Annotated in this window: 20 protein-coding genes; 11 read left to right on the top strand and 9 right to left on the bottom strand. The window is 72.4% G+C overall.

Annotated elements, in window-relative coordinates; all coding sequences use genetic code 11:
• The first annotated feature begins 13 nt into the window (after positions 1 to 13).
• On the top strand, positions 14 to 865 hold the full coding sequence (locus tag ACH4PU_RS09185; protein ID WP_398268289.1) for an HAD family hydrolase: 852 nt from the start codon (positions 14 to 16) through the stop codon (positions 863 to 865).
• 347 nt (positions 866 to 1,212) lie between these two features.
• Here ACH4PU_RS09185 and ACH4PU_RS09180 read toward each other — a convergent pair whose 3' ends face one another.
• Positions 1,213 to 2,034, bottom strand: a complete 822-nt coding sequence (locus ACH4PU_RS09180) for an oxidoreductase (RefSeq protein WP_398268286.1) — start codon at positions 2,032 to 2,034, stop codon at positions 1,213 to 1,215.
• Positions 2,035 to 2,135: 101 nt separating this feature from the next.
• On the opposite strand from ACH4PU_RS09180, the gene ACH4PU_RS09175 reads away from it, so the two are divergent.
• A complete protein-coding gene (locus tag ACH4PU_RS09175) occupies positions 2,136 to 3,128 on the top strand; it encodes an ATP-binding protein (RefSeq protein WP_398268283.1) in 993 nt (330 codons plus the stop codon).
• On the opposite strand, the gene ACH4PU_RS09170 is transcribed toward ACH4PU_RS09175, so the two are convergent.
• Positions 3,109 to 4,488, bottom strand: coding sequence for a hypothetical protein (locus ACH4PU_RS09170; protein WP_398268280.1), 1,380 nt, complete (start codon positions 4,486 to 4,488; stop codon positions 3,109 to 3,111). The two genes, ACH4PU_RS09175 and ACH4PU_RS09170, sit on opposite strands and share 20 nt — an antisense overlap.
• A gap of 275 nt (positions 4,489 to 4,763) precedes the next feature.
• Between ACH4PU_RS09170 and ACH4PU_RS09165 the strand changes: the two genes are divergently transcribed.
• From ACH4PU_RS09165 to ACH4PU_RS09140, 6 genes are all read left to right on the top strand, one after another.
• On the top strand, positions 4,764 to 6,983 hold the full coding sequence (locus tag ACH4PU_RS09165) for a carbonic anhydrase (protein WP_398268277.1): 2,220 nt from the start codon (positions 4,764 to 4,766) through the stop codon (positions 6,981 to 6,983).
• A gap of 134 nt (positions 6,984 to 7,117) precedes the next feature.
• On the top strand, positions 7,118 to 9,094 hold the full coding sequence (acs, locus tag ACH4PU_RS09160) for an acetate--CoA ligase (protein WP_398268274.1): 1,977 nt from the start codon (positions 7,118 to 7,120) through the stop codon (positions 9,092 to 9,094).
• Between the two features lie 187 nt (positions 9,095 to 9,281).
• Positions 9,282 to 10,679: a Na+/H+ antiporter NhaA gene (nhaA, locus tag ACH4PU_RS09155; protein ID WP_398268271.1), complete on the top strand. Its 1,398-nt coding sequence runs from the start codon at positions 9,282 to 9,284 to the stop codon at positions 10,677 to 10,679.
• A 108-nt stretch (positions 10,680 to 10,787) separates the two neighbouring features.
• The gene (locus ACH4PU_RS09150) at positions 10,788 to 11,246 is read left to right on the top strand and encodes a phage holin family protein (protein ID WP_398268269.1); all 459 of its coding nucleotides are present in this window, start codon (positions 10,788 to 10,790) and stop codon (positions 11,244 to 11,246) included.
• Positions 11,243 to 12,241 (top strand): alpha/beta fold hydrolase, encoded by a 999-nt coding sequence (locus ACH4PU_RS09145; RefSeq protein WP_398268266.1) that lies wholly within the window; start codon positions 11,243 to 11,245, stop codon positions 12,239 to 12,241. Before ACH4PU_RS09150 ends, ACH4PU_RS09145 begins: the two co-directional genes overlap by 4 nt.
• A 129-nt stretch (positions 12,242 to 12,370) precedes the next feature.
• Positions 12,371 to 12,592 (top strand): hypothetical protein, encoded by a 222-nt coding sequence (locus ACH4PU_RS09140; protein ID WP_398268263.1) that lies wholly within the window; start codon positions 12,371 to 12,373, stop codon positions 12,590 to 12,592.
• Positions 12,593 to 12,754: 162 nt separating this feature from the next.
• Here the strand turns inward: ACH4PU_RS09140 and ACH4PU_RS09135 are convergent, their stop codons facing one another.
• From ACH4PU_RS09135 to nth, 3 genes are all read right to left on the bottom strand, one after another.
• On the bottom strand, positions 12,755 to 13,954 hold the full coding sequence (locus ACH4PU_RS09135; RefSeq protein WP_398268260.1) for a MarP family serine protease: 1,200 nt from the start codon (positions 13,952 to 13,954) through the stop codon (positions 12,755 to 12,757).
• A gap of 106 nt (positions 13,955 to 14,060) precedes the next feature.
• Positions 14,061 to 14,753 (bottom strand): NUDIX hydrolase, encoded by a 693-nt coding sequence (locus ACH4PU_RS09130; protein WP_398268257.1) that lies wholly within the window; start codon positions 14,751 to 14,753, stop codon positions 14,061 to 14,063.
• A 97-nt stretch (positions 14,754 to 14,850) separates the two neighbouring features.
• Positions 14,851 to 15,819 carry an endonuclease III gene (gene nth / locus ACH4PU_RS09125; RefSeq protein WP_398268254.1) on the bottom strand — a complete coding sequence of 323 codons (969 nt, stop codon included), beginning with the start codon at positions 15,817 to 15,819 and terminating at the stop codon, positions 14,851 to 14,853.
• Between the two features lie 403 nt (positions 15,820 to 16,222).
• Between nth and ACH4PU_RS09120 the strand changes: the two genes are divergently transcribed.
• Positions 16,223 to 16,897, top strand: a complete 675-nt coding sequence (locus ACH4PU_RS09120) for a Crp/Fnr family transcriptional regulator (RefSeq protein WP_004939715.1) — start codon at positions 16,223 to 16,225, stop codon at positions 16,895 to 16,897.
• A 148-nt stretch (positions 16,898 to 17,045) separates the two neighbouring features.
• Here ACH4PU_RS09120 and ACH4PU_RS09115 read toward each other — a convergent pair whose 3' ends face one another.
• From ACH4PU_RS09115 to ACH4PU_RS09100, 4 genes are all read right to left on the bottom strand, one after another.
• Complete coding sequence (locus tag ACH4PU_RS09115; RefSeq protein WP_398268250.1) at positions 17,046 to 17,885, bottom strand: MBL fold metallo-hydrolase; 840 nt, start codon at positions 17,883 to 17,885, stop codon at positions 17,046 to 17,048.
• Positions 17,882 to 18,847, bottom strand: a complete 966-nt coding sequence (locus tag ACH4PU_RS09110; RefSeq protein ID WP_398268247.1) for an NUDIX hydrolase — start codon at positions 18,845 to 18,847, stop codon at positions 17,882 to 17,884. Before ACH4PU_RS09110 ends, ACH4PU_RS09115 begins: the two co-directional genes overlap by 4 nt.
• A gap of 188 nt (positions 18,848 to 19,035) precedes the next feature.
• Positions 19,036 to 19,500, bottom strand: coding sequence for a RidA family protein (locus ACH4PU_RS09105; RefSeq protein ID WP_398268244.1), 465 nt, complete (start codon positions 19,498 to 19,500; stop codon positions 19,036 to 19,038).
• Entirely contained in the window at positions 19,497 to 19,655 is a 159-nt protein-coding gene (locus ACH4PU_RS09100; protein WP_003967454.1) for a DUF4177 domain-containing protein, read from the bottom strand. The genes ACH4PU_RS09105 and ACH4PU_RS09100 overlap by 4 nt, the downstream gene beginning before the upstream one ends.
• A gap of 71 nt (positions 19,656 to 19,726) precedes the next feature.
• Between ACH4PU_RS09100 and ACH4PU_RS09095 the strand changes: the two genes are divergently transcribed.
• Together ACH4PU_RS09095 and ACH4PU_RS09090 are read left to right on the top strand one after the other, a co-directional pair.
• Entirely contained in the window at positions 19,727 to 20,818 is a 1,092-nt protein-coding gene (locus ACH4PU_RS09095) for an ArsA family ATPase (protein ID WP_398268240.1), read from the top strand.
• A complete protein-coding gene (locus ACH4PU_RS09090; protein ID WP_398268237.1) occupies positions 20,815 to 22,497 on the top strand; it encodes an ArsA family ATPase in 1,683 nt (560 codons plus the stop codon). Before ACH4PU_RS09095 ends, ACH4PU_RS09090 begins: the two co-directional genes overlap by 4 nt.
• The last annotated feature ends 119 nt before the right edge of the window (positions 22,498 to 22,616 follow it).

Below are 22,616 nucleotides of genomic sequence, written 5' to 3'. Positions count from 1 at the left end.
ATGGAGGGCCCCTATGCTCGGCGACGTGGAAAACCACTCCTCTCGCCGAACGGCCGCCTTCTTTGATCTGGACAAGACGGTCATTGCCAAGTCGAGCACGCTCACCTTCGGCAAGTCCTTCTACCAAGGCGGTTTGATCAACCGGCGCGCCGCGCTGCGTACGGCATACATCCAGTTCGTCTTCCTGCTGGGCGGGGCCGACCACGAGCAGATGGAGCGGATGAGGAAGTACCTCTCCGAGCTCTGCCGAGGCTGGAATGTCCACCAGGTCCGCGAGATCGTCGCCGAGACGCTCCACCAACTCATCGACCCGATCATTTACGACGAGGCCGCGTCGCTCATCGAGGAGCACCATGCCGCCGGCCGGGACGTGGTGATCGTCAGCACGTCCGGAGCGGAGGTCGTCGAGCCCATCGGCCGGATGCTCGGGGCGGACCGCGTCGTCGCCACCCGGATGGTCGTCGAGGACGGTGTTTTCACCGGCGAGGTGGAGTACTACGCGTACGGCCCGACGAAGGCCGAAGCCGTCCGGGAGCTCGCCGCGTCGGAGGGATACGACCTCGCGGGCTGCTACGCGTACAGCGACTCGGCGACCGACCTGCCCATGCTGGAGGCCGTCGGCCACCCGCACGCGGTCAATCCGGACCGGGCCCTGCGCCGCGAGGCCACGGCACGGGAATGGCCGGTGCTCACCTTCGACCGTCCCGTCCGGCTCAAGCAGCGTGTCGCCGCGCTGCGCATGCCGTCCCGCCCCGCCCTGGTGACGGCGGCGACGGTAGGCGCCGCACTGGCGGCCGCGGGCCTGTTCTGGCTGGCGAGCCGCCGTCGCACTCCCGGGGCGGGCGCCCGGAATACCCGTCTTTGAAGCTAAAAGTAAAGAAGTGCGCCTCCGCCTTCCGCTTGAGCGGAGAGCGGAGTAAAAAGGAGTCAACGGCCCGCGAGACCAGGGACATCCGAGAGGACGCCCTTCACGCACCACGGCCCCACGGACCGAATGCATGAACGTCGGGCACCCACGCGACGCCGACCCGTCGATTACGGGCCTGTCGCACCAGGCGGAGCAAAGTACCCCCGCCTGATGGACGCATCTCGTGCACGCACTGGTAACCCGGCGAACATGCCAGCGGCGGTACCACTGCAGCACCGGTACCGCCGCAACCCTGTGCGGGCCCGGCAGGCGCGTCCCGCCCGCCGATTGCGCGCCCGAAAGAGTCAGGCCGCGCCGCGTTGCAGGGCCTCGCACACGGCCGTCGACTCCCGCACCCCCAGCTCCGCCGCCCGGCCGCAGTGGGCGATCCAGGCCGCCACCCCCTCGGGCGTACCGGATGCGTAGCCCGCGAGGGCGGCCGTGTAGGCGTCCCGTCCCAGTTCCGCGTGGCCCACCTCCGCCGGGCAGATCGACTTCGGGTCGAGCCCGCTGCCCACCAGCACGACGCGTTCGGCCGCCCGCGCCACCAGCCCGTTGCACGAGCCGAACGGGCGCAGGGCCAGGAGTTCACCGTGCACCACGGCCGCCGTCACCAGGGCGGGCGCCTCGGTCCCCGCGATCAGCAGGGCCGCCAGGCCCTCCAGGCGGCCCGACATCTCGTCCGCGTCGGGCAGCGGAAGGTCGACGAGCGGCTCGTCGACGGACTCGCCCCGCAGCCGCGGCCGGCCCACCGCGTCGTCGGGCTGCGCACCACCCGCGGCCACCAGATGCAGCCGGGCCAGCACCCGCAGCGGCGACTGCCGCCACACGCTCAGCAACTGCCCCGCCTCGGCGGTCAGGCGCAGGGCCGCTCCGACCGTGCGCGGCTCGCCGTCCCCACCGAAGTCGGTGCGGCGGCGCACCTCTTCCAGCGCCCAGTCGGCACCGGAGAGCGCGGCCGACCCGCGGGCGCCCCGGAGGGCCGCCTCGGACGTCACCTCGTTGCTGCGCCGGCGCATCACCCGGTGGCCGTACACGCGGTCCACCGCCTTGCGCACGGACTCCACGGATGCGGCGACGCCCGGCAGGGAACCCAGAGCGGCCAGGGGATCGGCAGTCGTACTCATGAGTACGACACTACGCACTTCCGCCTTACACCCCCCGAAGGAGTGGTCTTCTTCACTCACCGCTCTCACTCCACGCACCTCCGCACCTACTCTTGGTGAACATGAAGATCGCTTTCGTAGGCAAGGGCGGCAGCGGAAAGACCACGCTGTCCTCGTTGTTCATCCGCCGGCTCGCCGCCCACCGGGTCCCGGTCATCGCCGTGGACGCCGATATCAACCAGCACCTGGGGGCCGCGCTCGGGCTGGACGAGACGGAGGCCGCCGCCCTGCCCGCGATGGGCGCGCACCTCCCACTGATCAAGGACTATCTCCGCGGTACCAACCCGCGGATCGCCTCCGCCGACACGATGATCAAGACCACGCCGCCCGGGGAGGGTTCCCGACTGCTCCGCGTCGACGAGGACAACCCGGTCTACGCGGCCTGCGCGCGGACGGTCGCCCTCGACGACGGGGCGTCCGTACGCCTCATGGCCACCGGCCCGTTCACCGAGTCGGACCTGGGCGTCGCCTGCTACCACTCCAAGGTGGGAGCCGTGGAGCTCTGCCTCAACCACCTGGTCGACGGGCCTGGCGAGTACGTCGTGGTGGACATGACGGCGGGCAGCGACTCCTTCGCCTCCGGGATGTTCACCCGCTTCGACATGACGTTCCTGGTGGCGGAACCCACCCGCAAGGGGGTGTCGGTCTACCGTCAGTACAAGGAGTACGCGCGGGACTTCGGGGTCCGCCTGAAGGTGGTCGGGAACAAGGTGCAGGGCCAGGACGACCTGGACTTTCTCCGGGACGAGGTCGGGGACGACCTGCTGACCACTTTCGGCCACTCCGACTGGGTCCGGGCCATGGAGAAGGGCCGGCCACCCCTCTTCGAGCTGCTCGAGGGGGCCAACCACCAGGCGCTGGACACCCTTCACACGGCGGCGGACGCGGCCTACGAGCGGCGGGACTGGCACCGGTACACCCGCCAGATGGTTCACTTCCACCTCAAGAACGCCGAGAGCTGGGGCAACGCGAAGACGGGCGCCGACCTGGCAGCCCAGGTCGACCCCGCCTTCGTGCTCGGGGAGCGGATGTCGGCTACTCCGCAGCCGGCCTGACCAGGACCGGCCTGATCCGCATCGGCTTGTCGTCGTCCTCCTCGTCATCGCCCTGGGAGCTCTCGTACGGCTCGTGCGTCGAGGGCTCCTGCGAGGAGGGGGCGTGCCACGAGGGCAGGTGCGGGGTGGGCTGGTGGGGCGCGGACGACCGCGCGTCACCGAGGTGGGCCCAGCCGCCCCTCGGCGCCTCACCGACCTCCAACCGGCGGAGCTTGGCGAGCACTTCGGGATCCTGGGCGTCCAGCCAGTCGGCGAGCTGTTTGAAGGACACGCAGCGCACGCCCTCCTTGGTGCAGATCCGGGCCATGACGCTCTCGACGGCCTTCATATAGATGCCGCCGTTCCACGACTCGAAGTGATCGCCGATGAACAGGGGGGCGCGGTTGCCGTGGTACGCCCGCTCGAAGCCGGCCAGCAGCCCGTCGCGCATCTGGCGCCCCCAGGCCTCGCGCCGTGAGGGGTCGCCCTTGGTGGTCCCCGACTGGTTCGCCAGGAAGTTGTAGTCCATCGACAGGGTCTCGAAGCCCCGGCCGGGGACGGGGACGTCCTGGAGCGGGAAGTCCCACAGGCCGCCGATCTTCGACGGCCAGACCTGCCGGCCGCCCGCCGAGCTGGCGTCGTAGCGGAAGCCCAACGACCGTGCGGCGGTGATGAGGTTGTGCTGCCCTTCCAGACACGGAGCGCGCCCGCCGACCAGCTCCTTGGTGTAGTCGAAGGGCAGCGGGGGCTCGTTCCTCAGCCCGGCGTTGGTCTTCCAGTTGCGGACGAAGGACAGGGCCTGTCGGATCTCGCTCTTCCACTCCGCCGGCGACCAGGTGCCCACTCCCCTGTCCCGGCCGCAGAAGTGGCCGTTGAAGTGGGTGCCGATCTCGCTGCCGTCCAGCCAGGCCCCCCGGAGCTGCTCCACGGTGTCGCGGACGCCCCGGACGTCGTTGAAGCCGATGTCCGAGGCGCCGGCGGCGTGTTGGGGTGGCTCGTAGAGGGTGCGTTTGTCCTCGGGGAGCATGTAGACGCCGCTGAGGAAGTACGTCATCGACGCGTGGTACTTCTTGCCGACCTTGCGGAAGTGGGAGAACAACCGCTGACTATCCTCGCCCGCGCCGTCCCAGGAGAAGACGACGAACTGGGGGGGCTTCTCGCCGGACGCCATCCGCCGGGGCTTCGGCTGCCGGGGCTGGGGGCCGGTGTCGGCGGTGGAGCCGTCGCCGAGGAGGCGGACCGGCCGCTCGACCGTGTTGGGCCCGGGGGCGGCCTGCGGACCGCTCGGCTCCGGGGGCCCGGTACCGGAGCAGGCCGCGGTCCCGGTCGCCAGCGACAGCGCGGCGAGCGCGCCCAACGTGTATCTCCATGCAGCCGCCATCAGGCACCTCATCTTTCGACCCGCTCGGCCGATCCCTCGGTGGGCGTTCGGACGCCCTGAGCCGCCGTCAACCTCGCATGCACGAACGGCATAGAAAAGTATGACAAGCCGATAAAAGTGCATATTCACCTGATGGGAGGAAGCTCCCCCTTGACTCCTGTCTGCCCCTTCCCTCGGCCTTTACTCAGCATTACGATTCATTTACCGAGAGTTGCCATTGCGCTCCTCTCGCCCAAGCGCTCCCGCCGGCCGCCGACGATGAAGACGGGACCGACATGCACGTTCAGCCGAGACACCCGACCCGGCCCGCCCAGGGGCCCGCCGACGACACTCCGGACCGACCGCGCCGCGCCGCGTGGCAGCGGGACCTGGTCCGTTCCGTCGCTCTGGCCCTGGCCGCCGCGCCGCTCTGCCTGGGGATCGCCCTGGCGGCGGGCGCACCGCCGCGAGCGGGGCTGATCGCGGCGGCCGCCGCCGGTCTCGTGGCAGGCGGCCTGGGGCGGGCGCCCTTCCGGGCGGGTGGCCCGAGCATCGCGCTCGTGGCGGTCACGGCGGAGCTGACCCAGCGGTACGGCTGGCGTGCGACCTGCGCGATCACCGTGCTGGCCGGACTGGTGCACGTCACCCTGGGTGCCCTGCGAGTGGCGCGGGCCGTACCCGTCGTCGCCCCCGGGCTCGTCCACGGCGCACTGGCCGGCCTGGGGCTGACGGTCGCGCTGGGGCAACTGCGGTGCGTCCTGGGCGTGGCGGGCACCGAAGCGTCCACGCTGCGGAATCTGGTGGCGCTGCCCGGGGACATGGCGCACCCATGGCTCAGGGGCGCGCTGGTCGGGACGGCCACGATCGCCGTCCTCCTCGTGTGGCGGAGGCTGCCGGGATGGGCCGGCCGCTGGGCGGGGGCCGTGCCGGCGCCGCTCGCCGCGCTGGCCGTCGTCACCGCGGCGAGCACGGGGCTGCCGCTGCCACGGGTGGAGTTGTCCGGGTGGGAGACGCACGCCCTGCCCGGGCTGCCGTCCGGTTCCGTCCTCACGGTGGCCTCCGCCGTGCTCGGTGTGGCGCTCGCGGCCGGCATGGCGACGCTGGCTCCGGAGGACGGCGGCCGGCAGCCGGAACGTCCGGACCGGGAGCTGATCTGCCATGGAGCGGCCACCGCCGTCTCCGGGCTGCTGGGAGGCCTGCCGGTCGCAGGGGGCATGCTCCGGCCCGGCGGCCCGGCGGGCGGGGGCCGGTCGGCGGTGTCCCGGACCTCGTTGGTGTTGTACGGACTCTGGGTGCCGCTGGGGGCGGTGCTCTTCGCGACCGTTCTGGAACGCATCCCCGTGGCCGCGCTCTCGGCGCTGGTCATGGCGGCCGCTGTGCGGATGGCCTGCCACGCGCACACCCACCGGCCCCGCGACCGCGCGGCCCGGGCCGGCTACCCGGTCGCCTTCGCGGCCGTCGCGTTGTCCGGCGTGGTACCGGGGCTGGTGGTCGCGGCCCTGGTGCCCACCGTCATGGCGGTGCGGAAGTCCGCTCGCACAGGGCGCACGGCGGCGGGAGAGCAGCACGGCCATACCGAAGGAACCGGACGCCGGGACCGGCCCGAACGCCATGACCGGCCCGGCCATCCGGACCTGACGGAACATCAGGACCGGCCGGAACCCTCCCCACGAGCCGGCGGGCGGCCCACCCCGGCTTCCCCGCCCGGTGCGGCGCCTCCCGCCTTCCGGCCGTGGACGCCCTGGCGCCACCACCGCTTCACCCGACCGCTGTCCGGGCCCGGCGGGGGCCCCGGCGGGCGGCAGCTGATCGGCGGGGTGAGCGCGTTCCAACGGGACACCGCGCCGCTGGTCCGCGACGAGCTGGCGCGGCTCGCCCGGGAGGGGCAGAACCCCAGCCAGCTCTTCCTGACCTGCGCCGACTCCCGCCTGGTGACCAGCATGATCACGTCGAGCGGGCCCGGCGACCTCTTCACCGTGCGGAACGTCGGCAACCTCATGCCCCCGCCCGGCACCGACACCTCCTGCGACTCGGTGGCCGCCGCGGTGGAGTACGCCGTCGAGGTGCTGAAGGTCGGGAGCATCACCGTCTGCGGGCATTCCGGCTGCGGAGCGATGCAGGCGCTGCTGGACACCGTGCCGCGTCCACCGGCGGCCCGCCCGGGAGCGGCGGGCGGCTCCGGCACGGCCGCGGGCCCGGAGACTCCGCTCGCCCGCTGGCTGCGGCACGGCCGGCCGAGTCTGGCCCGGATGCAGCGGATCGGGCGGCTCGGACGCGGTGAGGTGGCGCTCGCCGACCGGCCCGTGGCGGACGACATCGAGCGGCTCGCCCTCGTCAACGTGATGCAGCAGCTCGACCACCTGCGGGCGCATTCCTGTGTCGCCCGGCGGGTGGCGGAGGGCACGCTCCACCTCCAGGGCATGTACTTCCATGTGGGCGAGGCCCAGGCATACGTCCTCGACCAGCGGTCACGCACGTTCGCCGCCGTCCGGCCGGAGGTGCTCGATGCCGTCTGACCTCGGACGACCTTCCGCGACCCGAACGGGTACAGGTCTACACCAATCAATCGCCAACACCCCTTGTCAGGGTGTGCCCCGGGCTGGTGAGCTATGCCCGGGACGCAACGAGCCCCCTGGGAAAGGGAGATGTCGTGAGCAACGAAAGCCTGGCCAACCTTCTGAAGGAGGAGCGCCGCTTCGCACCGCCTGCCGCCCTGGCCGCGCAGGCCAACGTCACCGCGGAGGCCTACGAGCAGGCGCGGGCCGACCGGCTGGGCTTCTGGGCCGCGCAGGCACGCCGCCTGAGCTGGCACACCGAGCCGACCCAGACCTTGGACTGGTCGAACCCGCCGTTCGCCAAGTGGTTCGCCGACGGCAAGCTCAACGTGGCGTACAACTGCGTGGACCGCCACGTCGAGAACGGCCTCGGCGACCGGGTGGCCCTGCACTTCGAGGGGGAGCCGGGCGACACCCGCTCGATCACCTACGCCGAGCTGCAGCGCGAGGTCTCGAAGGCCGCCAACGCCCTGACCGAGCTGGGCGTGCAGGCCGGCGACCGGGTCGCCATCTACCTGCCGATGATCCCCGAAGCGGTCGTCTCGATGCTCGCCTGCGCCCGCATCGGCGCCCCGCACTCGCTCGTCTTCGGCGGTTTCTCCGCCGACGCCCTCGCCACCCGTATCGAGGACGCCGACGCCCGCGTCGTCATCACCGCCGACGGCGGCTACCGCCGCGGCAAGCCCTCGGCGCTCAAGCCGGCCGTCGACGAGGCTCTCACCCGCCCGGGCACGGAGAACGTCCGCAGCGTCCTCGTCGTCCGCCGCACCGGCCAGGAGGACGTCGCCTGGACCGAAGGCCGCGACGTCTGGTGGCACGACCTGGTCGAGCGGCAGTCCGACCGGCACACGCCCGAGGCGTTCGACGCCGAGCACCCACTGTTCATCCTCTACACGTCCGGCACCACCGGTAAGCCGAAGGGCATCCTCCACACCACCGGCGGCTACCTCACCCAGATCTCGTACACCCACCACGCGGTCTTCGACCTCAAGCCCGAGTCGGACGTCTTCTGGTGCACCGCGGACGTCGGCTGGGTGACCGGCCACTCGTACATCGTCTACGGCCCGCTCAGCAACGGCGCCACGGAGGTGCTGTACGAGGGCACGCCCGACACCCCGCACCGGGGCCGCTGGTGGGAGATCGTCCAGAAGTACGGCGTCACCATCCTCTACACCGCGCCGACCGCGATCCGCGCCGCCATGAAGTGGGGCGACGACATCCCGGCCAAGTTCGACCTCAGCAGCCTGCGCGTCCTCGGCTCGGTGGGCGAGCCCATCAACCCCGAGGCGTGGGTCTGGTACCGCGAGCACATCGGCGCCGGCACCACGCCCGTCGTCGACACCTGGTGGCAGACCGAGACCGGCGGCATCATGATCAGCCCGCTGCCCGGCGTCACCGAGACCAAGCCCGGCTCGGCGCAGGTGCCCCTCCCCGGCATCGCCGCGACCGTGGTGGACGACGACGCCAACGAGGTGCCGAACGGCTCCGGCGGCTACCTGGTCCTCACCGAGCCGTGGCCGTCGATGCTCCGCACGATCTGGGGCGACGACCAGCGCTACCTCGACACCTACTGGTCCCGCTTCGAGGGCCGCTACTTCGCCGGAGACGGCGCGAAGAAGGACGAGGACGGCGACATCTGGCTGCTCGGCCGGGTGGACGACGTGATGCTGGTGTCCGGGCACAACATCTCCACCACCGAGGTGGAGTCGGCACTCGTCTCGCACCCCAGGGTCGCCGAGGCGGCGGTCGTCGGGGCGACCGACCCCCAGACCACCCAGGCGATCTGCGCCTTCGTGATCCTGCGCGGCGAGGCCGACCTCGGCGAGGAGGAGAGCGCCGCGCTGGTCGAGGAACTGCGGGCGCACGTGGGCAAGCAGCTGGGCCCGATCGCCAAACCCAAGCGGATCCTGCCGGTGGCGGAGCTGCCCAAGACCCGCTCCGGGAAGATCATGCGCCGGCTGCTCCGCGACGTCGCCGAGAACCGCACCCTTGGTGACGTCACCACGCTGACCGACTCCTCGGTCATGGAGCTCATCCAGGCCAAGCTCCCGGCGGCGCCCAGCGAGGACTGACCCCCTGGAAGTCCACGGCGGAAGGGCGCTCGGTGCACACCGGGCGCCCTTCACCTGTTCGGGCTAAAGTAAAGACACATCGCGTAGAAATCTCGACAAGAATCACAGGCGCGCCGGGAAGTCTGGTCGGCACTCGGCACACGTGGCCCCACGTGTGTCCGTCGATCGACCCCAGGAGGTCTCCACCGTGGCCGCGCCCCAGAAGAACCGTTCCGTCTTCCTCGGCCGACTGCCGCTGCCCGAGCGGAACCACCTCGCGGACGCGCTGCGCACCGAGACCGTCGGCGGCATCCTGCTGCTGGCCGCCGCCGTCGCCGCCCTGATCTGGGCGAACACCCCGCTCAAAGACGGCTACGAGTCCATAAGCGGCTTCCACGTGGGACCCGGCGCGCTCGGACTGAACCTCTCCGTCCAGCACTGGGCCGCCGACGGGCTGCTGGCCGTCTTCTTCTTCGTCGCCGGCATCGAGCTCAAACGCGAACTCGTCGCGGGGGAACTCCGCGACCCCAAGGCGGCCATCCTCCCGGTGGTCGCCGCCCTCTGCGGCATGGCGATCCCCGCCGTCGTCTACACCGCGGTCGCGAGCAGCGGCGGCGGCTCCCTCCAGGGCTGGGCCGTCCCCACCGCCACGGACATCGCCTTCGCCCTCGCCGTCCTCGCCGTCATCGGCACGGCACTGCCGTCCGCGCTGCGCGCCTTCCTGCTCACCCTCGCCGTCGTCGACGACCTCTTCGCGATCCTGATCATCGCCGTCTTCTTCACCTCGCAGCTGAACTTCGTCGCCCTCGGCTTCGCGGTGCTCGGCCTCGCGGTCTTCCGGCTGCTGCTGTGGAAGGGCGTGCGCGGCTGGTACGTCTACGTCCCGCTGGCCGTCGTCAACTGGGCGCTGATGTACAACAGCGGGGTCCACGCGACGATCGCCGGTGTCGCCATGGGGCTGATGCTCCGCTGCCACCGGCACGACGACGAGCGGGTCTCCCCGGGGGAGCACATCGAACACCTCGTACGCCCGTTGTCGGCCGGACTCGCCGTACCCCTCTTCGCCCTGTTCTCCGCGGGCGTCTCGCTCTCCGGCGGCGCGCTCTCCGACATCTTCCGCAGGCCCGAGACGCTGGGTGTCGTACTCGGCCTCGTGCTCGGCAAGGCGATCGGGGTCTTCGGCGGCACCTGGCTGGCGGCCCGCTTCACCCGGGCCGAGCTGAACCCGGACTTGAAGTGGCCCGACGTCCTCGCGGTCGCCTCGCTGGCCGGCATCGGCTTCACCGTCTCGCTGCTCATCGGTGAGCTGGCCTTCGGCGACGATCCGGTCCTGGGCGGCGAGATCAAGGCGGCGGTCTTGGTGGGCTCGCTGATCGCCGCGGTCCTCGCGAGCATCCTGCTGAAGCTCCGCGACAACAAATACAAGAAGCTCTGCGCCGAGGAGGACCGGAACGAGGACCAGGACGGCATCCCGGACATCTACGAGCAGGACGACCCGGCGTACCACCTGCGCATGGCGACGATCCTCGAAGCGAAGGCCGCGGAACACCGCCGCCGGGCGGAAGTCGCCTCCGGGCGCACCACCGGCGACGATGGTCCGGCATGATCTGAGTGTCCTCACCACCGCCGAAGGTGGGCGGAACACCCAGGCCGGACCCGGTCCGGGCCGCCGAGGACGCGCAGACGAGGGAGCGACGACGATGAGGGAGCAGCGATGAGCGCAGCCGACGACGGTGCCGAACGCAGCCTCGGCCAGTTGGTGGCGACGGCCACCGCGGAGCTGTCCGCGCTGGTGCACGACGAGATCGCGCTGGCCAAGGCCGAACTGCGGGAGGACGCCAAGCGGGTCGGCGTGGGCGGCGGCGCGATCGCCGCGGCGGGGACCCTGGCGCTCTTCTCGCTGCCGGTGCTGAGCTTCGCAGCGGCGTACGGCATCCACAACCTGGGCCTCGGCCTCGCCTGGTCGTTCCTGATCACGGGCGGTGCGTTCCTGGTGCTGGCGGGTCTGCTGGGGCTGCTGGCCATCAGCAAGCTGAAGAAGATCAGCAAGCCGGAGCGGACCATGGCGTCGGCCAAGGAGACGGCCGCCGTCCTGAGCACGGTCAAGCCGCACCCCCGTCCTCTGACGGACACGCGCCCTGCGGACGCATCTGTGACACGCTCGTCCGTATGACGGTGCCCGATACCTCCGCAGCGCCCGCGTCTCCCGAACCCGCCAAGGCCCCGGACCCGTCCGCGCCGGCGGTCTCCGCCGCGTCGCCGACGGCGGTGGTGCGCCCGGACGGGCCGTGGACGCACCGGGACGTCGCGGCGAACGGGGCGCGGTTCCATATCGCCGAGATGGGCGAGGGGCCGCTGGTACTGCTGCTGCACGGCTTCCCGCAGTTCTGGTGGACGTGGCGGCACCAGCTGCCCGCGCTGGCGGAGGCCGGGTTCCGGGCGGTCGCGATGGACCTGCGCGGTGTGGGCGGCAGCGACCGCACGCCTCGGGGCTACGATCCGGCCAATCTCGCCCTGGACATCACCGGGGTGATCCGCTCGCTCGGCGAGCCGGACGCGGCCCTGGTCGGCCACGACCTCGGCGGCTATCTGGCGTGGACGGCGGCCGTGATGCGGCCGCAGCTGGTGCGGCGGTTGGTGGTGTCGTCGATGCCGCACCCCAGGCGGTGGCGCTCGGCGATGCTCACCGACCCGCAGCAGACGGCAGCCGGGTCGTACGTCTGGGGCTTCCAGCGGCCGTGGATCCCGGAGCGCCGGCTGGTCGCGGACGACGCGACGCTGGTCGGCCGGCTGATCCGGGACTGGTCCGGACCGCGGCAGCCGGAGGACGCGACGGTCGACGTATACCGGCGCGCGATGACGATCCCGTCGACGGCGCACTGCTCGGTCGAGCCGTACCGGTGGATGGTGCGGTCGATGGCGCGGCCGGACGGCATCCAGTTCAACCGGCGGATGAAGCGGCCGGTACGCGTCCCGACGCTGCACGTCCACGGGTCGCTCGATCCGGTGATGCGGACCCGGAGCGCGGCGGGTTCGGGCGAGTACGTGGAGGCTCCCTACCGCTGGCGCCTCTTCGACGGCCTGGGGCACTTCCCGCACGAGGAGGACCCGGACGCGTTCTCGGCGGAGCTGATCGGCTGGCTGAAGGACCCCGAACCGGACCGGTAGGGGCGGACCCGGGCCTGCCGGAACAACGGGCCGAACAATTGGCCGACGATCGGTCATTGCCTCGTGCATAGGCCAATTGCCCGCCGCGTCGGCGATTACCGACCTTCCGCCCCGGGCACAGGACCCGGTATGGGCTGGACGCACGACCATCGCGACCTGACTCAGCAGCGCGGCGCCGATGACGATGCCGCGGTGACTGTGGTGACCGAAGCATCCGAGAGGGTGGAGGGACCGCACGGCGGCTTCCTCCGGCCGGGGGACGGTACGGACCCCCAGCTCGGCATCCCGCGCATCATCCGGCGCCGCGCGCGCTGGGTGTCGGCGCGGCTCCGCCATCCTCGCGGGCGCTGACCGCCGGGCCGGCGCCCGGGACGGCCCGGCCGACCCCGCAGCGCTCACATAGCGCGGGGCTCACGCCCGTAGCGCAGGCCCCCCTTACGCCCCCTTCGCGCCCCCGGAGCACGTCCTCACGCGCCCCGGACCGGGCGCCTCTGGGGGCGCGTGAGGGCGTGCTCAGAGGGCGCACCCCTGGGTGTCGGCTCGTTCCACGGCCGTACGCCCCTCCACGACGTCCTCGTGCACCTCGTCCGCCGTCAGCGCGTACCCGGTGTCCGCGTCGTCGAGCGACTTGGCGAAGACCACGCCGTACACCCGCCCGTCCGGTGTGAGCAGCGGGCCGCCGGAATTGCCCTGCCGCACGGTCGCGTACAGCGAGTAGACGTCACGCCGGACGTAGCCGCGGTGGTAGATGTCGGGGCCGTTGGCGTCCACACGGCTGCGGATACGGGCGGACCGGACGTCGTAGGCGCCGTTCTCCGGGAAGCCCGCGACGATGGCGCTCATCCCACTCTCCGCCTCCGCGCGGGCGAAGCGCAGCTCGGGGGCGCGCAGGTCGGGGACCTGGAGGACGGCGATGTCGCGCTTCCAGTCGTAGAGCACCACCTTGGCGTCGAGGAGCCGGCCGCGCCCGCCGACCTGCACGGTCGGATCCGTCACCCCGCCCACGACGTGGGCGTTGGTCATCACCCGCTGCGGGGCGAAGACGAAGCCGCTGCCCTCCAGCACCTTCCCGCAGCCCGGCGCGTTGCCGACCACCTTCACGACGCTCCGCTGCGCCTCGGCGGCGACGGCGCTGCCCGAGAGCGCGGGGTCGGGGGCCGGCACGGAGGTGATGGGCTCGGTCGAGAAGGGGGCGAAGACCTGTGGGAAGCCGTTCTGGGCGAGGGCCGTGCTGAAGTCCGCGAACCAGGTGTTGGCCTCCGTCGGCACCACCCGGGCCACGCCGAGCAGCACCTTCGACGTGCGGACCTGTTTGCCGAGCGTCGGCAGCGACGTACCCGCCAGGGCGGAGCCGATCACCCAGGCGACCAGCAGCATGGCCACCACGTTGACCAGCGCGCCGCCCGTCGCGTCCAGGGCGCGGGCCGGGGACCACGTGATGTGGCGGCGCAGCCGGTTCCCCAGGTGGGTGGTGGCGGCCTGGCCCACCGAGGCGCAGACGATCACGATGACCACCGCCGCGACGGCCGCCGGGGTGCCCGGCGTGCGGTCCCCGGTCGCGTTGTCCCAGATCACGGGCAGCGCGTAGAGGGCGGCCAGCCCGCCGCCGAGGAAACCGATCACCGAGAGCACGCCGACCACGAACCCCTGGCGGTAGCCGATGACCGCGAACCAGGCGGCGGCCAGCAGCAGCACGATGTCCAGAACGTTCACCGAAGGGTGCCTCGCATTGCGGTTGTCGACGGTGGTGACGCGGCGGGGTGTGAGGTGCGGGTGTGACGGGGCGCGTGTGACGGTACGGACTGTGCCGCCGATGTGGTCAGGCGGTCCGGTCCAGCAGCACCTCCCGGCCGGCGTCCCAGGGCCGCTCCCAGCCCGCGTAGTGCAGGATGCGGTCGATCACCCCGGCGGTGAAGCCCCAGACCGTCGCCGAGCCCACGTGGAAGACGGGGCCCCGGTGACCGCTGGGGTGGACGGCGGTCGCCCGGTTCGCCGGGTCGGTGAGCTCGGCGACGGGGACGGTGAAGACGCGGGCCGTCTCCGCGGAGTCGACCGGCCCGACCGGGCTGGGCTCGCGCCACCAGCCGAGGACCGGGGTCACGACGAAGCCGCTCACGGGAATGTAGAGGTCCGGCAGCACACCGAAGACCTGGACGCCCGAGGGGTCGAGGCCGGTCTCCTCCTCGGCCTCGCGCAGCGCCGCGCGGACCAGGCCGCCGTCGGCCGGCTCACCGTCCTCCGGGTCCAGGGCGCCTCCGGGGAACGACGCCTGGCCGGCGTGCGAGCGCAGGGTGCCGGACCGTTCGAGGAGCAGCAGCTCGGGGCCGTCCTGTCCTTCGCCGAAGAGGACGAGCACCGCGGAGAGGCGCCCTCCGGTCTCCGGCGGCAGGAAGCGGCTCAGCTGGTGCGGCTCGACGGTCGTCAGGAAGCGCGCCACCGGTTCCAGCCACTCGGGCAGCCCCTCGGCGGTCACGGTGATCTCACGGCTGTCGCGGCCGTACGTGCTCCTCATGCGCTTCCCCAATGTTCCCGACGATCTTCCCGGCGGCTGCCGGGCGTTCCCTGGTCTTCTGGCGGAATCCGCGCCGTGCCTCCGCGCGGCGGCTCCCTCACTCGGCTCCCAGCGGGGGCGCGGGCGGGCCCGGAAAGTCCGGCGGAGGCTTCAGGCGCTGGCCCGGCAGGCCGCCCTTCTCGTACTTGAGCAGCTTCCGCGCCTTCTCCGGGTCGGTCTCGCCCTCGCCGTACGCGGGACAGAGCGGGGCGATCGGGCAGGCACCGCAGGCGGGCTTGCGGGAGTGACAGATGCGGCGGCCGTGGAAGATGACACGGTGCGAGAGCATCGTCCAGTCGCTCTTCGGGAAGAGCGCGCAGACCTCGGCCTCGATCTTCTCCGGGTCGGTCTCCGCCGTCCACCGCCAGCGCCGGACGAGCCGCTGGAAGTGCGTGTCGACCGTTATGCCGGGAACACCGAAGGCGTTGCCCAGGACGACGTTGGCCGTCTTGCGCCCGACGCCGGGGAGCGTGACCAGGTCCTGGAGCCGGCCGGGCACCTCACCGCCGAAGTCGTCACGGAGGGCGGCGGAGAGCCCGAGCAGGGACCGGGCCTTGGCGCGGAAGAAGCCCGTCGGGCGGATCAGCTGCTCCAGCCGCTCCGGGTCGGCCGCCGCCATGTCCTCGGGCGTGGGGTACGCCTCGAAGAGGGCCGGGGTGGTCTGGTTGACGCGCAGGTCGGTGGTCTGGGCGGAGAGGACCGTGGCCACGAGGAGCTGGAACGGGTTCTCGAAGTCCAGCTCGGGGTGGGCGTAGGGGTACACCTCGGCGAGCTCGCGGTTGATCCGCCGGGCGCGCCGGACGAGCGCGGCCCGCGACTCGGCGGGGGCGCCGCTGCCACTCGCGGCCGGCGTCGCGCTCTTCTTGGTGACCACGGCCTTCTTGCCGGCCACGGTCTTCTTCGCCGCCGCCTCCTCGGGGGCAGCCTTCTTGGCGGCAGTCGTCTTCTTCGCCGTGGCCTTCTTCGCCGCCGTTCTCCCTGCGGCGGCGCTCCGGCCGACGGCGCCCGTCTTCGGGGCTGCCTTCACGGCCGAGCCGGCGCCGTCGGCCGGCCGCACCCCCCGTTCGGCCGACGGCGCCGCCTTCGCCTTCCCGCCCGCCGTCCGGCCGCTCTCTCCACGGGCCTGCGATTTGGTGGTATCTGCGTCTTTTGCGGTTTTCGCCGCGGGCTGTTCGCCCACAGCGGAATCGCGGGTCGAGGTCACCCTCCCGGCCCCCTTGCCCTGTGCTCTCACCGGCGTATTGGACACCCAGCCAGACTAAAGCCCGGCACTGACATCCGCCTCGAGCGCGGGAAAAGCACAGCCCAATCGGACCCCTGCCGTAGGGCTTCCGTCGACGATGCGCCACACTTGTGTTTGATCACACAGTTTTACCGACGGGCATCATGGGGACCACGGTCCTCTGTGCATGTCGACAAGGAGAGAACTCGTGGACGACGTTCTGCGGCGCGCCCCGCTCTTCGCGGCGCTCGATGACGAGCAGGCCGCTGAGCTGCGCGCCTCCATGGGCGAGGTCACTCTCGCGAGGGGCGACGCCCTGTTCCACGAAGGCGACCCGGGCGACCGCCTCTACGTGGTGACCGAGGGCAAGGTGAAGCTTCACCGCACCTCCCCCGACGGCCGCGAGAACATGCTCGCCGTCCTGGGGCCCGGCGAGCTGATCGGCGAACTGTCCCTCTTCGACCCCGGGCCGCGTACCGCCACCGCGACCGCGCTCACCGAGGTCAAGCTCCTCGGCCTGGGTCACGGCGACCTCCAGCCGTGGCTGAACGCCCGCCCGGAGGTGGCCACCGCCCTGCTGCGCGCCGTCGCGCGCCGGCTGCGCCGCACCAACGACTCCATGTCGGACCTCGTCTTCTCGGACGTCCCCGGCCGTGTCGCCAAGGCGCTGCTGGACCTGTCGCGCCGCTTCGGCGTGCAGTCCGAGGAGGGCATCCACGTGGTGCACGACCTCACCCAGGAAGAGCTGGCCCAGCTCGTGGGCGCCTCCCGGGAGACGGTCAACAAGGCCCTCGCCGACTTCGCCGGGCGCGGCTGGCTGCGTCTGGAGGCGCGCGCCGTGATCCTCCTGGACGTCGAGCGGCTGGCCAAGCGCTCGCGCTGACCCCGCGGGCGCCGAGCCGCGCCCGCCCGTAGGAGGGTCCCGCTCCGGCGGGGCCCTCCTACGGCGTGCTCCGGCTTCCGGGCGGTGGAAGGGCCGTCGTGCCCGAGGAGCCACCGTGCCCGAGGAGCCGCCGCGCCCGCCGGACCGGTTAGATCAGCCCGTGCTCGCTCAGATAGTCCAGCTGCGCCCTGACCGACAGCTCCGCCGCCGGCCACACCGCGCGGTCCACGTCCGCGTACACGTGCGCCACCACCTCGGCCGGAGTCCGGTGCCCCGCCTCGACGGCGGTCTCCACCTGGGCGAGGCGCTTGGCCCGGTGGGCCAGGTAGAACTCCAGGGCGCCGCGCGCGTCCTCCAGGACGGGGCCGTGGGCGGGCAGGACCGTCCGTACGTCCTCCTCGACGACGAGCGACCGCAGCCGGCGCAGTGAGTCGAGGTAGTCGCCGAGCCGCCCGTCCGGGTGGGCGACGACGGTGGTGCCCCGGCCGAGGACGGTGTCCCCGGTGATCACGGCCCGGTCCGCGGGCAGGTGGAAGCAGACGGAGTCCGCCGTGTGGCCGGGCGCGGGGACGACCCGCAGTTCCAGGCCGCCGACGGTGATGACGTCGCCCGCGGCGAGCCCGTCGTCGCCCACGCGCAGGGCCGGGTCCACCGCCCGCACCGGCGCGCCCGTCAGCTCGGCGAAGCGCTCGGCGCCGCCGGAGTGGTCCAGGTGGCCGTGGGTGAGCAGGGCCAGGACGATCCGCCGGCCCGATTCCTCGGCCGCGGCGATGACGGCCCGCAGGTGGGACTCGTCCAGCGGGCCGGGGTCGACGACCACCGCCTCGTCGGACCCGGGCTCGGCCAGCAGCCAGGTGTTGGTGCCGTCGAGCGTCATCGCGGACGGGTTGGGCGCGAGGACGCAGGTCGCGCGCGGGGTGGCGGAACCGGCCGGGCTGCCCGCCCGGGGGCGCCCCGGCGGTTCGGCGGGTACGGCTGCGTACGTCATGCGTCGGCTCCCGGAGTCGCGGTCGCTGGAGTGTGCGGAGGGCCCGGAGGGCGGGACGAGAGGTGCTTGGTGAACTCCTCGTGCCCGGGCCAGCTCAGCACGATCTCTTCCCCGACGAGCCGGGCCCGTGCGAGCACCGGGGTGAGATCCCGCTCACCCGCCGCCGCCAGCACCGCGGACACGTCCTCGTACGGCAGCAGCGCGCGCAGCGTGGAGACGGTGGGCGGCATCATCAGCAGCTCACCGCGGTCATACCCGGTGACGGCCTCGAAGGGGCGGATCCAGACGGCCCGGTCGGCCTCGGTGGAGACGCCGGCGGTGCGCTGGCCGTCGGGCAGGGCTGCCACGAAGAACCAGGTGTCGTACCGCCGGGGTTCGAACTCCGGGGTGATCCAGCGGGCCCAGCCGCCCAGCAGGTCGCTGCGGAGCAGCAGTCCGCGGCGTTCCAGGAAGTCGCCGAACGACAGCTCGTGGCCGGCGAGCGCGGCACGGTCGGCCTCCCACTCCGCGCCGGTGGTGTCCGCGACGACCGTGGCCGGGTCCGGGCCGGCGAGCAGCACGCCCGCCTCCTCGAAGGTCTCGCGGACGGCCGCGCAGACGACGGCCTGTGCCACCTCCGGTTCGACACCGAGCCGGGCGGCCCACTCCTGCGGCGAGGGGCCGGCCCAGGGCACGTCGCGTTCGTCGCGGGGATCGACGGCACCGCCCGGATACGCGTACGCGCCGCCGGCGAAGGCCATGGAGGTCCGTCTGCGCAGCATGTGCACGGCCGGCGCGCCATCGGTGTCCGTCCGCAGCAGCAGGACGGTGGAGGCGCGCCGGGGCGGTACGGGTTCGAGCTCGCCGTGCGCGAGCCGCCGGATCCGGTCGGGCCACTCGGGCGGGTACCACTGGCCGTTCTCGCGACCGCTCGCGCGGTCGTCCGCTCCGTCGCCGCCCGTCCGGCCGTTCGTCGTCACCATGGCCGGATGCTATGCGCTGGTGCGCGGATGTTCGAGGGGGCGCGAAAGGCCCGGGACGCCCGGCGCCACGGACCTCCACGCCCGGAACTCGTCACGGCGCGGCGGGACTCGGCCGGACCTCACCGCGCACCGTCACCGGTCCCGGCCCGGCGACGGAGGGTCCGACCGCCCTGGAGACGAACCGGACGTCAGTCCGCGATCTCCACCTGGAGCTCGACCTCGACCGGCGCGTCCAGCGGCAGCACCGCGACGCCCACCGCGGAACGCGCGTGCACGCCCTTGTCGCCGAGGACTTCGCCCAGCAGCTCGCTGGCACCGTTCAGCACGCCGGGCTGGCCGGTGAAGTCGGGCGCGGAGGCGACGAAGCCCACCACCTTCACCACCCGGACGATCCGGTCCAGATCGCCGACGACCGACTTCACGGCGGCCAGGGCGTTCAGCGCGCAGACGCCCGCCAGCTCCTTGGCCTGCTCGGGGCTGACCTCCGCGCCGACCTTGCCCGTGACGGGAATGGACCCCTTGACCATGGGCAGTTGGCCCGCGGTGAAGACGTACGCGCCGCTGCGCACGGCCGGCTGGTAGGCGGCCAGCGGAGGGACGACGTCCGGCAGGGTCAGCCCGAGCTCCGCGAGCCTGTCCTCGACGGCACTCACGCCTTTTCCCGCTTCAGGTAGGCCACGAGCTGCTCGGGGTTGTTCGGCCCGGGAACGACCTGGACGAGCTCCCAGCCGTCCTCGCCCCAGGTGTCCAGAATCTGCTTGGTCGCGTGCACCAGAAGCGGCACCGTCGCGTATTCCCACTTGGTCATGGCCCGACTGTAATGCCTCACACTGACAGCCTCGTGCGTAGCCCGCGCGGCGACTGGTTAGGCTCCGCACCATGAGCAGGCTCCATGTCGTCAGTGGCAAGGGCGGTACCGGCAAGACCACCGTCGCCGCCGCTCTCGCCCTCGCCCTCGCGGCCGAGGGAAAACGCGCACTGCTGGTCGAGGTCGAGGGCCGGCAGGGCATCGCCCAGCTCTTCGAGACGGAGGCGCTCCCCTACGAGGAACGCAAGATCGCGGTCGCTCCCGGTGGCGGCGAGGTGTACGCGCTGGCCATCGACGCCGAGCGCGCCCTCCTCGACTACCTCCACATGTTCTACAAACTCGGCGGCGCCGGGCGGGCCCTGAAGAAGCTCGGCGCGATCGACTTCGCGACGACCATCGCCCCGGGGCTGCGGGACGTCCTGCTGACCGGCAAGGCGTGCGAGGCCGTGCGCCGGAAGGACCGCGCGGGCCGCTTCGTCTACGACCACGTCGTGATGGACGCCCCGCCGACCGGCCGCATCACCCGCTTCCTCAACGTCAACGACGAGGTGGCGGGCCTGGCCCGGATCGGTCCGATCCACAACCAGGCGCAGGCCGTGATGCGCGTCCTCAAGTCACCCCAGACGGCGGTGCACCTGGTGACGCTGCTGGAGGAGATGCCGGTCCAGGAGACGGTGGACGGGGTGGCGGAACTGCGCGCCGCCGGGCTGCCGGTCGGGGGCGTGGTCATCAACATGGTGCGCCCCGAGGTCCTCGACGAGGCCGCCGTCGAGGAGGCCGCGAACGGCCGGCGCGACGCCGTCGCCGCGGCCCTCGCCGAGGCCCTGGCCCGGACGTCGTCCGGCGGCGGGAGCCGGGCGGGTGCGGCGGGCGCCCTGGTCGGGCCGCTGCTCGACGAGGCGCGCGAGCACACCGGACGGCTGGCGCTGGAACGCCTCGGCCGCTCCCGGCTGGCGGAACTGTCCCTTCCCATCAGTGAATTGCGGCTGCTGGGCGACGGCGTGGACCTGGCCGGCCTGTACCGCATGGCGCGTGCGCTGCGGGAACAGGACATCGTCCGGCGGGAGGGTGCGGTGCGGCGGACCACCGCGTCACACGACGTCACGTCACACGACGTCGCCTCGCACGACGACACGAGCCGAACGACCGAGGGGGCCCAGTGAGCCTGGACAGGACGACAGCGCTCGACATCGACCCCATCCTGGACGACCGCCGCACCCGGATCGTGGTCTGCTGCGGCTCGGGCGGGGTCGGCAAGACGACGACCGCCGCCGCGCTGGGTCTGCGGGCGGCGGAGCGCGGCCGGCGGGTGGTCGTGCTCACCATCGACCCGGCGCGCCGGCTCGCGCAGTCGATGGGGATCGAGGAGCTGGACAACGTGCCGCGCCGGGTGCCCGGCGTCGACGCGGCCGCCGGCGGCGAACTGCACGCCATGATGCTGGACATGAAGCGGACCTTCGACGAGATCGTCGAGGCGCACGCCGACAAGGAGCGCGCCCGGGCGATCCTGGAGAACCCCTTCTACCAGTCGCTGTCGGCCGGCTTCGCCGGAACGCAGGAGTACATGGCCATGGAGAAGCTCGGCCAGCTCCGCTCCCGCGACGAGTGGGACCTGATCGTCGTCGACACTCCGCCGAGCCGTTCGGCGCTGGACTTCCTGGACGCGCCGAGCCGGCTGGGGTCGTTCCTGGACGGCAAGCTCATCAAGCTGCTGATGGCCCCGGCGAAGCTCGGCGGGCGGGCCGGGATGAAGTTCCTGGGTGTCGGGATGTCCGTGATGAGCGGGCCCCTGAACAAACTGATGGGCGCCCAACTGCTGCGTGACGTACAGACCTTCGTGGCGGCGATGGACACCATGTTCGGCGGATTCCGTACCCGTGCCGATGCCACGTACCGCCTGCTCCAGGCCCCGGGGACGGCGTTCCTCGTCGTCGCCGCCCCCGAGCGGGACGCACTGCGGGAGGCCGCCTACTTCGTCCAGCGACTGGCCGCCGAGCGAATGCCGCTGGCAGGGCTGGTGCTGAACCGGGTGCACGGCAGCGGTGCCGCGCGGCTCTCCGCCGAGCGGGCGCTCGCGGCGGCCGAGGCCCTGGCCGACGAGACCGGCGGACCGGACGAGCCCGTGCGGTCCCCGGCGCACGCGGGTGGCACCGCGACGGCGGATTACACAGAAAATCTTGCCGGTTCCGGCATTGTGGATCGTGGCAGCGGGCAAGCTGGGACACGTACCGCTGACGACCCTGGCACCGTCACTCCCCTCGACACATCCTCTCCCGAGAGCGGCTTCCCCCAGCCCGTGTCACCCGGAGTGCCCACGGTGTCGGCAGACTCCGCGGCACCGTCAGGAACAGCAGCTCCGGCAGCGCCGGCACCATCGGGATCCGTATCCGCGCCGTCGTCTTCGTCACCGGTGTCGTCCATGTCATCGACGTCACCGAGGTCGTCGACGTCATCGAGCGCGGACGCGGATTCCGTCGGTGCCGCGCGAGCGGGTTCCGACGCGGAGTCGGTCGTCGCGGAATCCGTCATAGCGGAAACCATGGGTCCGGCCGGAGGAAGCACCACGCTCTCCACCGAGAAGCTCGCCGCCGGGCTTCTGCGTCTGCACGCGGAGCGCATGCGGGTGCTCACGCGCGAGCGGCGCACCCGGGACCGTTTCACCGCGCTACACCCGGACGTTCCGGTGGCCGAGGTGCCGGCGCTCCCCGGCGATGTGCACGACCTGTCCGGACTGCGGGCCATCGGTGACCGGCTGGCCGGCCAGCCGGTCCCGGCCGACGGGCCGGGCGGGGCGGCCGAGGGCGCGGTGCCGTCCCAGCAGGGGGCGGACCGGGCGGAGTAGCCGCGGCCGCGAGCCGTAGTGCCGCGGGCCGCAGCGTCCTGAGCCGTAGCGCGCGTAACAGTGGAAGGACCGGGTCCGGTCCGACGAGGCCCGGGCCGGGCGGCGTGGTGGAACGGAGC

Origin of the sequence: Streptomyces sp. NPDC021100, from assembly GCF_044333095.1 — a bacterium.
Lineage (GTDB): Bacteria > Actinomycetota > Actinomycetes > Streptomycetales > Streptomycetaceae > Streptomyces.
This window is presented reverse-complemented; position numbering and strand designations above follow the sequence as displayed.

Bases quoted from the DNA above. Each gene is read 5' to 3' on its own strand.
- ACH4PU_RS09185 (WP_398268289.1), top strand. From the start codon at position 14: ATGCTCGGCGACGTGGAAAACCACTCCTCTCGCCGAACGGCCGCCTTC.
- ACH4PU_RS09180 (WP_398268286.1), bottom strand. From the start codon at position 2,034: ATGAGTACGACTGCCGATCCCCTGGCCGCTCTGGGTTCCCTGCCGGGC.
- ACH4PU_RS09175 (WP_398268283.1), top strand. From the start codon at position 2,136: ATGAAGATCGCTTTCGTAGGCAAGGGCGGCAGCGGAAAGACCACGCTG.
- ACH4PU_RS09170 (WP_398268280.1), bottom strand. From the start codon at position 4,488: ATGGCGGCTGCATGGAGATACACGTTGGGCGCGCTCGCCGCGCTGTCG.
- ACH4PU_RS09165 (WP_398268277.1), top strand. From the start codon at position 4,764: ATGCACGTTCAGCCGAGACACCCGACCCGGCCCGCCCAGGGGCCCGCC.
- ACH4PU_RS09150 (WP_398268269.1), top strand. From the start codon at position 10,788: ATGAGCGCAGCCGACGACGGTGCCGAACGCAGCCTCGGCCAGTTGGTG.
- ACH4PU_RS09145 (WP_398268266.1), top strand. From the start codon at position 11,243: ATGACGGTGCCCGATACCTCCGCAGCGCCCGCGTCTCCCGAACCCGCC.
- ACH4PU_RS09140 (WP_398268263.1), top strand. From the start codon at position 12,371: ATGGGCTGGACGCACGACCATCGCGACCTGACTCAGCAGCGCGGCGCC.
- ACH4PU_RS09130 (WP_398268257.1), bottom strand. From the start codon at position 14,753: ATGAGGAGCACGTACGGCCGCGACAGCCGTGAGATCACCGTGACCGCC.
- ACH4PU_RS09115 (WP_398268250.1), bottom strand. From the start codon at position 17,885: ATGACGTACGCAGCCGTACCCGCCGAACCGCCGGGGCGCCCCCGGGCG.
- ACH4PU_RS09110 (WP_398268247.1), bottom strand. From the start codon at position 18,847: ATGGTGACGACGAACGGCCGGACGGGCGGCGACGGAGCGGACGACCGC.
- ACH4PU_RS09100 (WP_003967454.1), bottom strand. From the start codon at position 19,655: ATGACCAAGTGGGAATACGCGACGGTGCCGCTTCTGGTGCACGCGACC.
- ACH4PU_RS09095 (WP_398268240.1), top strand. From the start codon at position 19,727: ATGAGCAGGCTCCATGTCGTCAGTGGCAAGGGCGGTACCGGCAAGACC.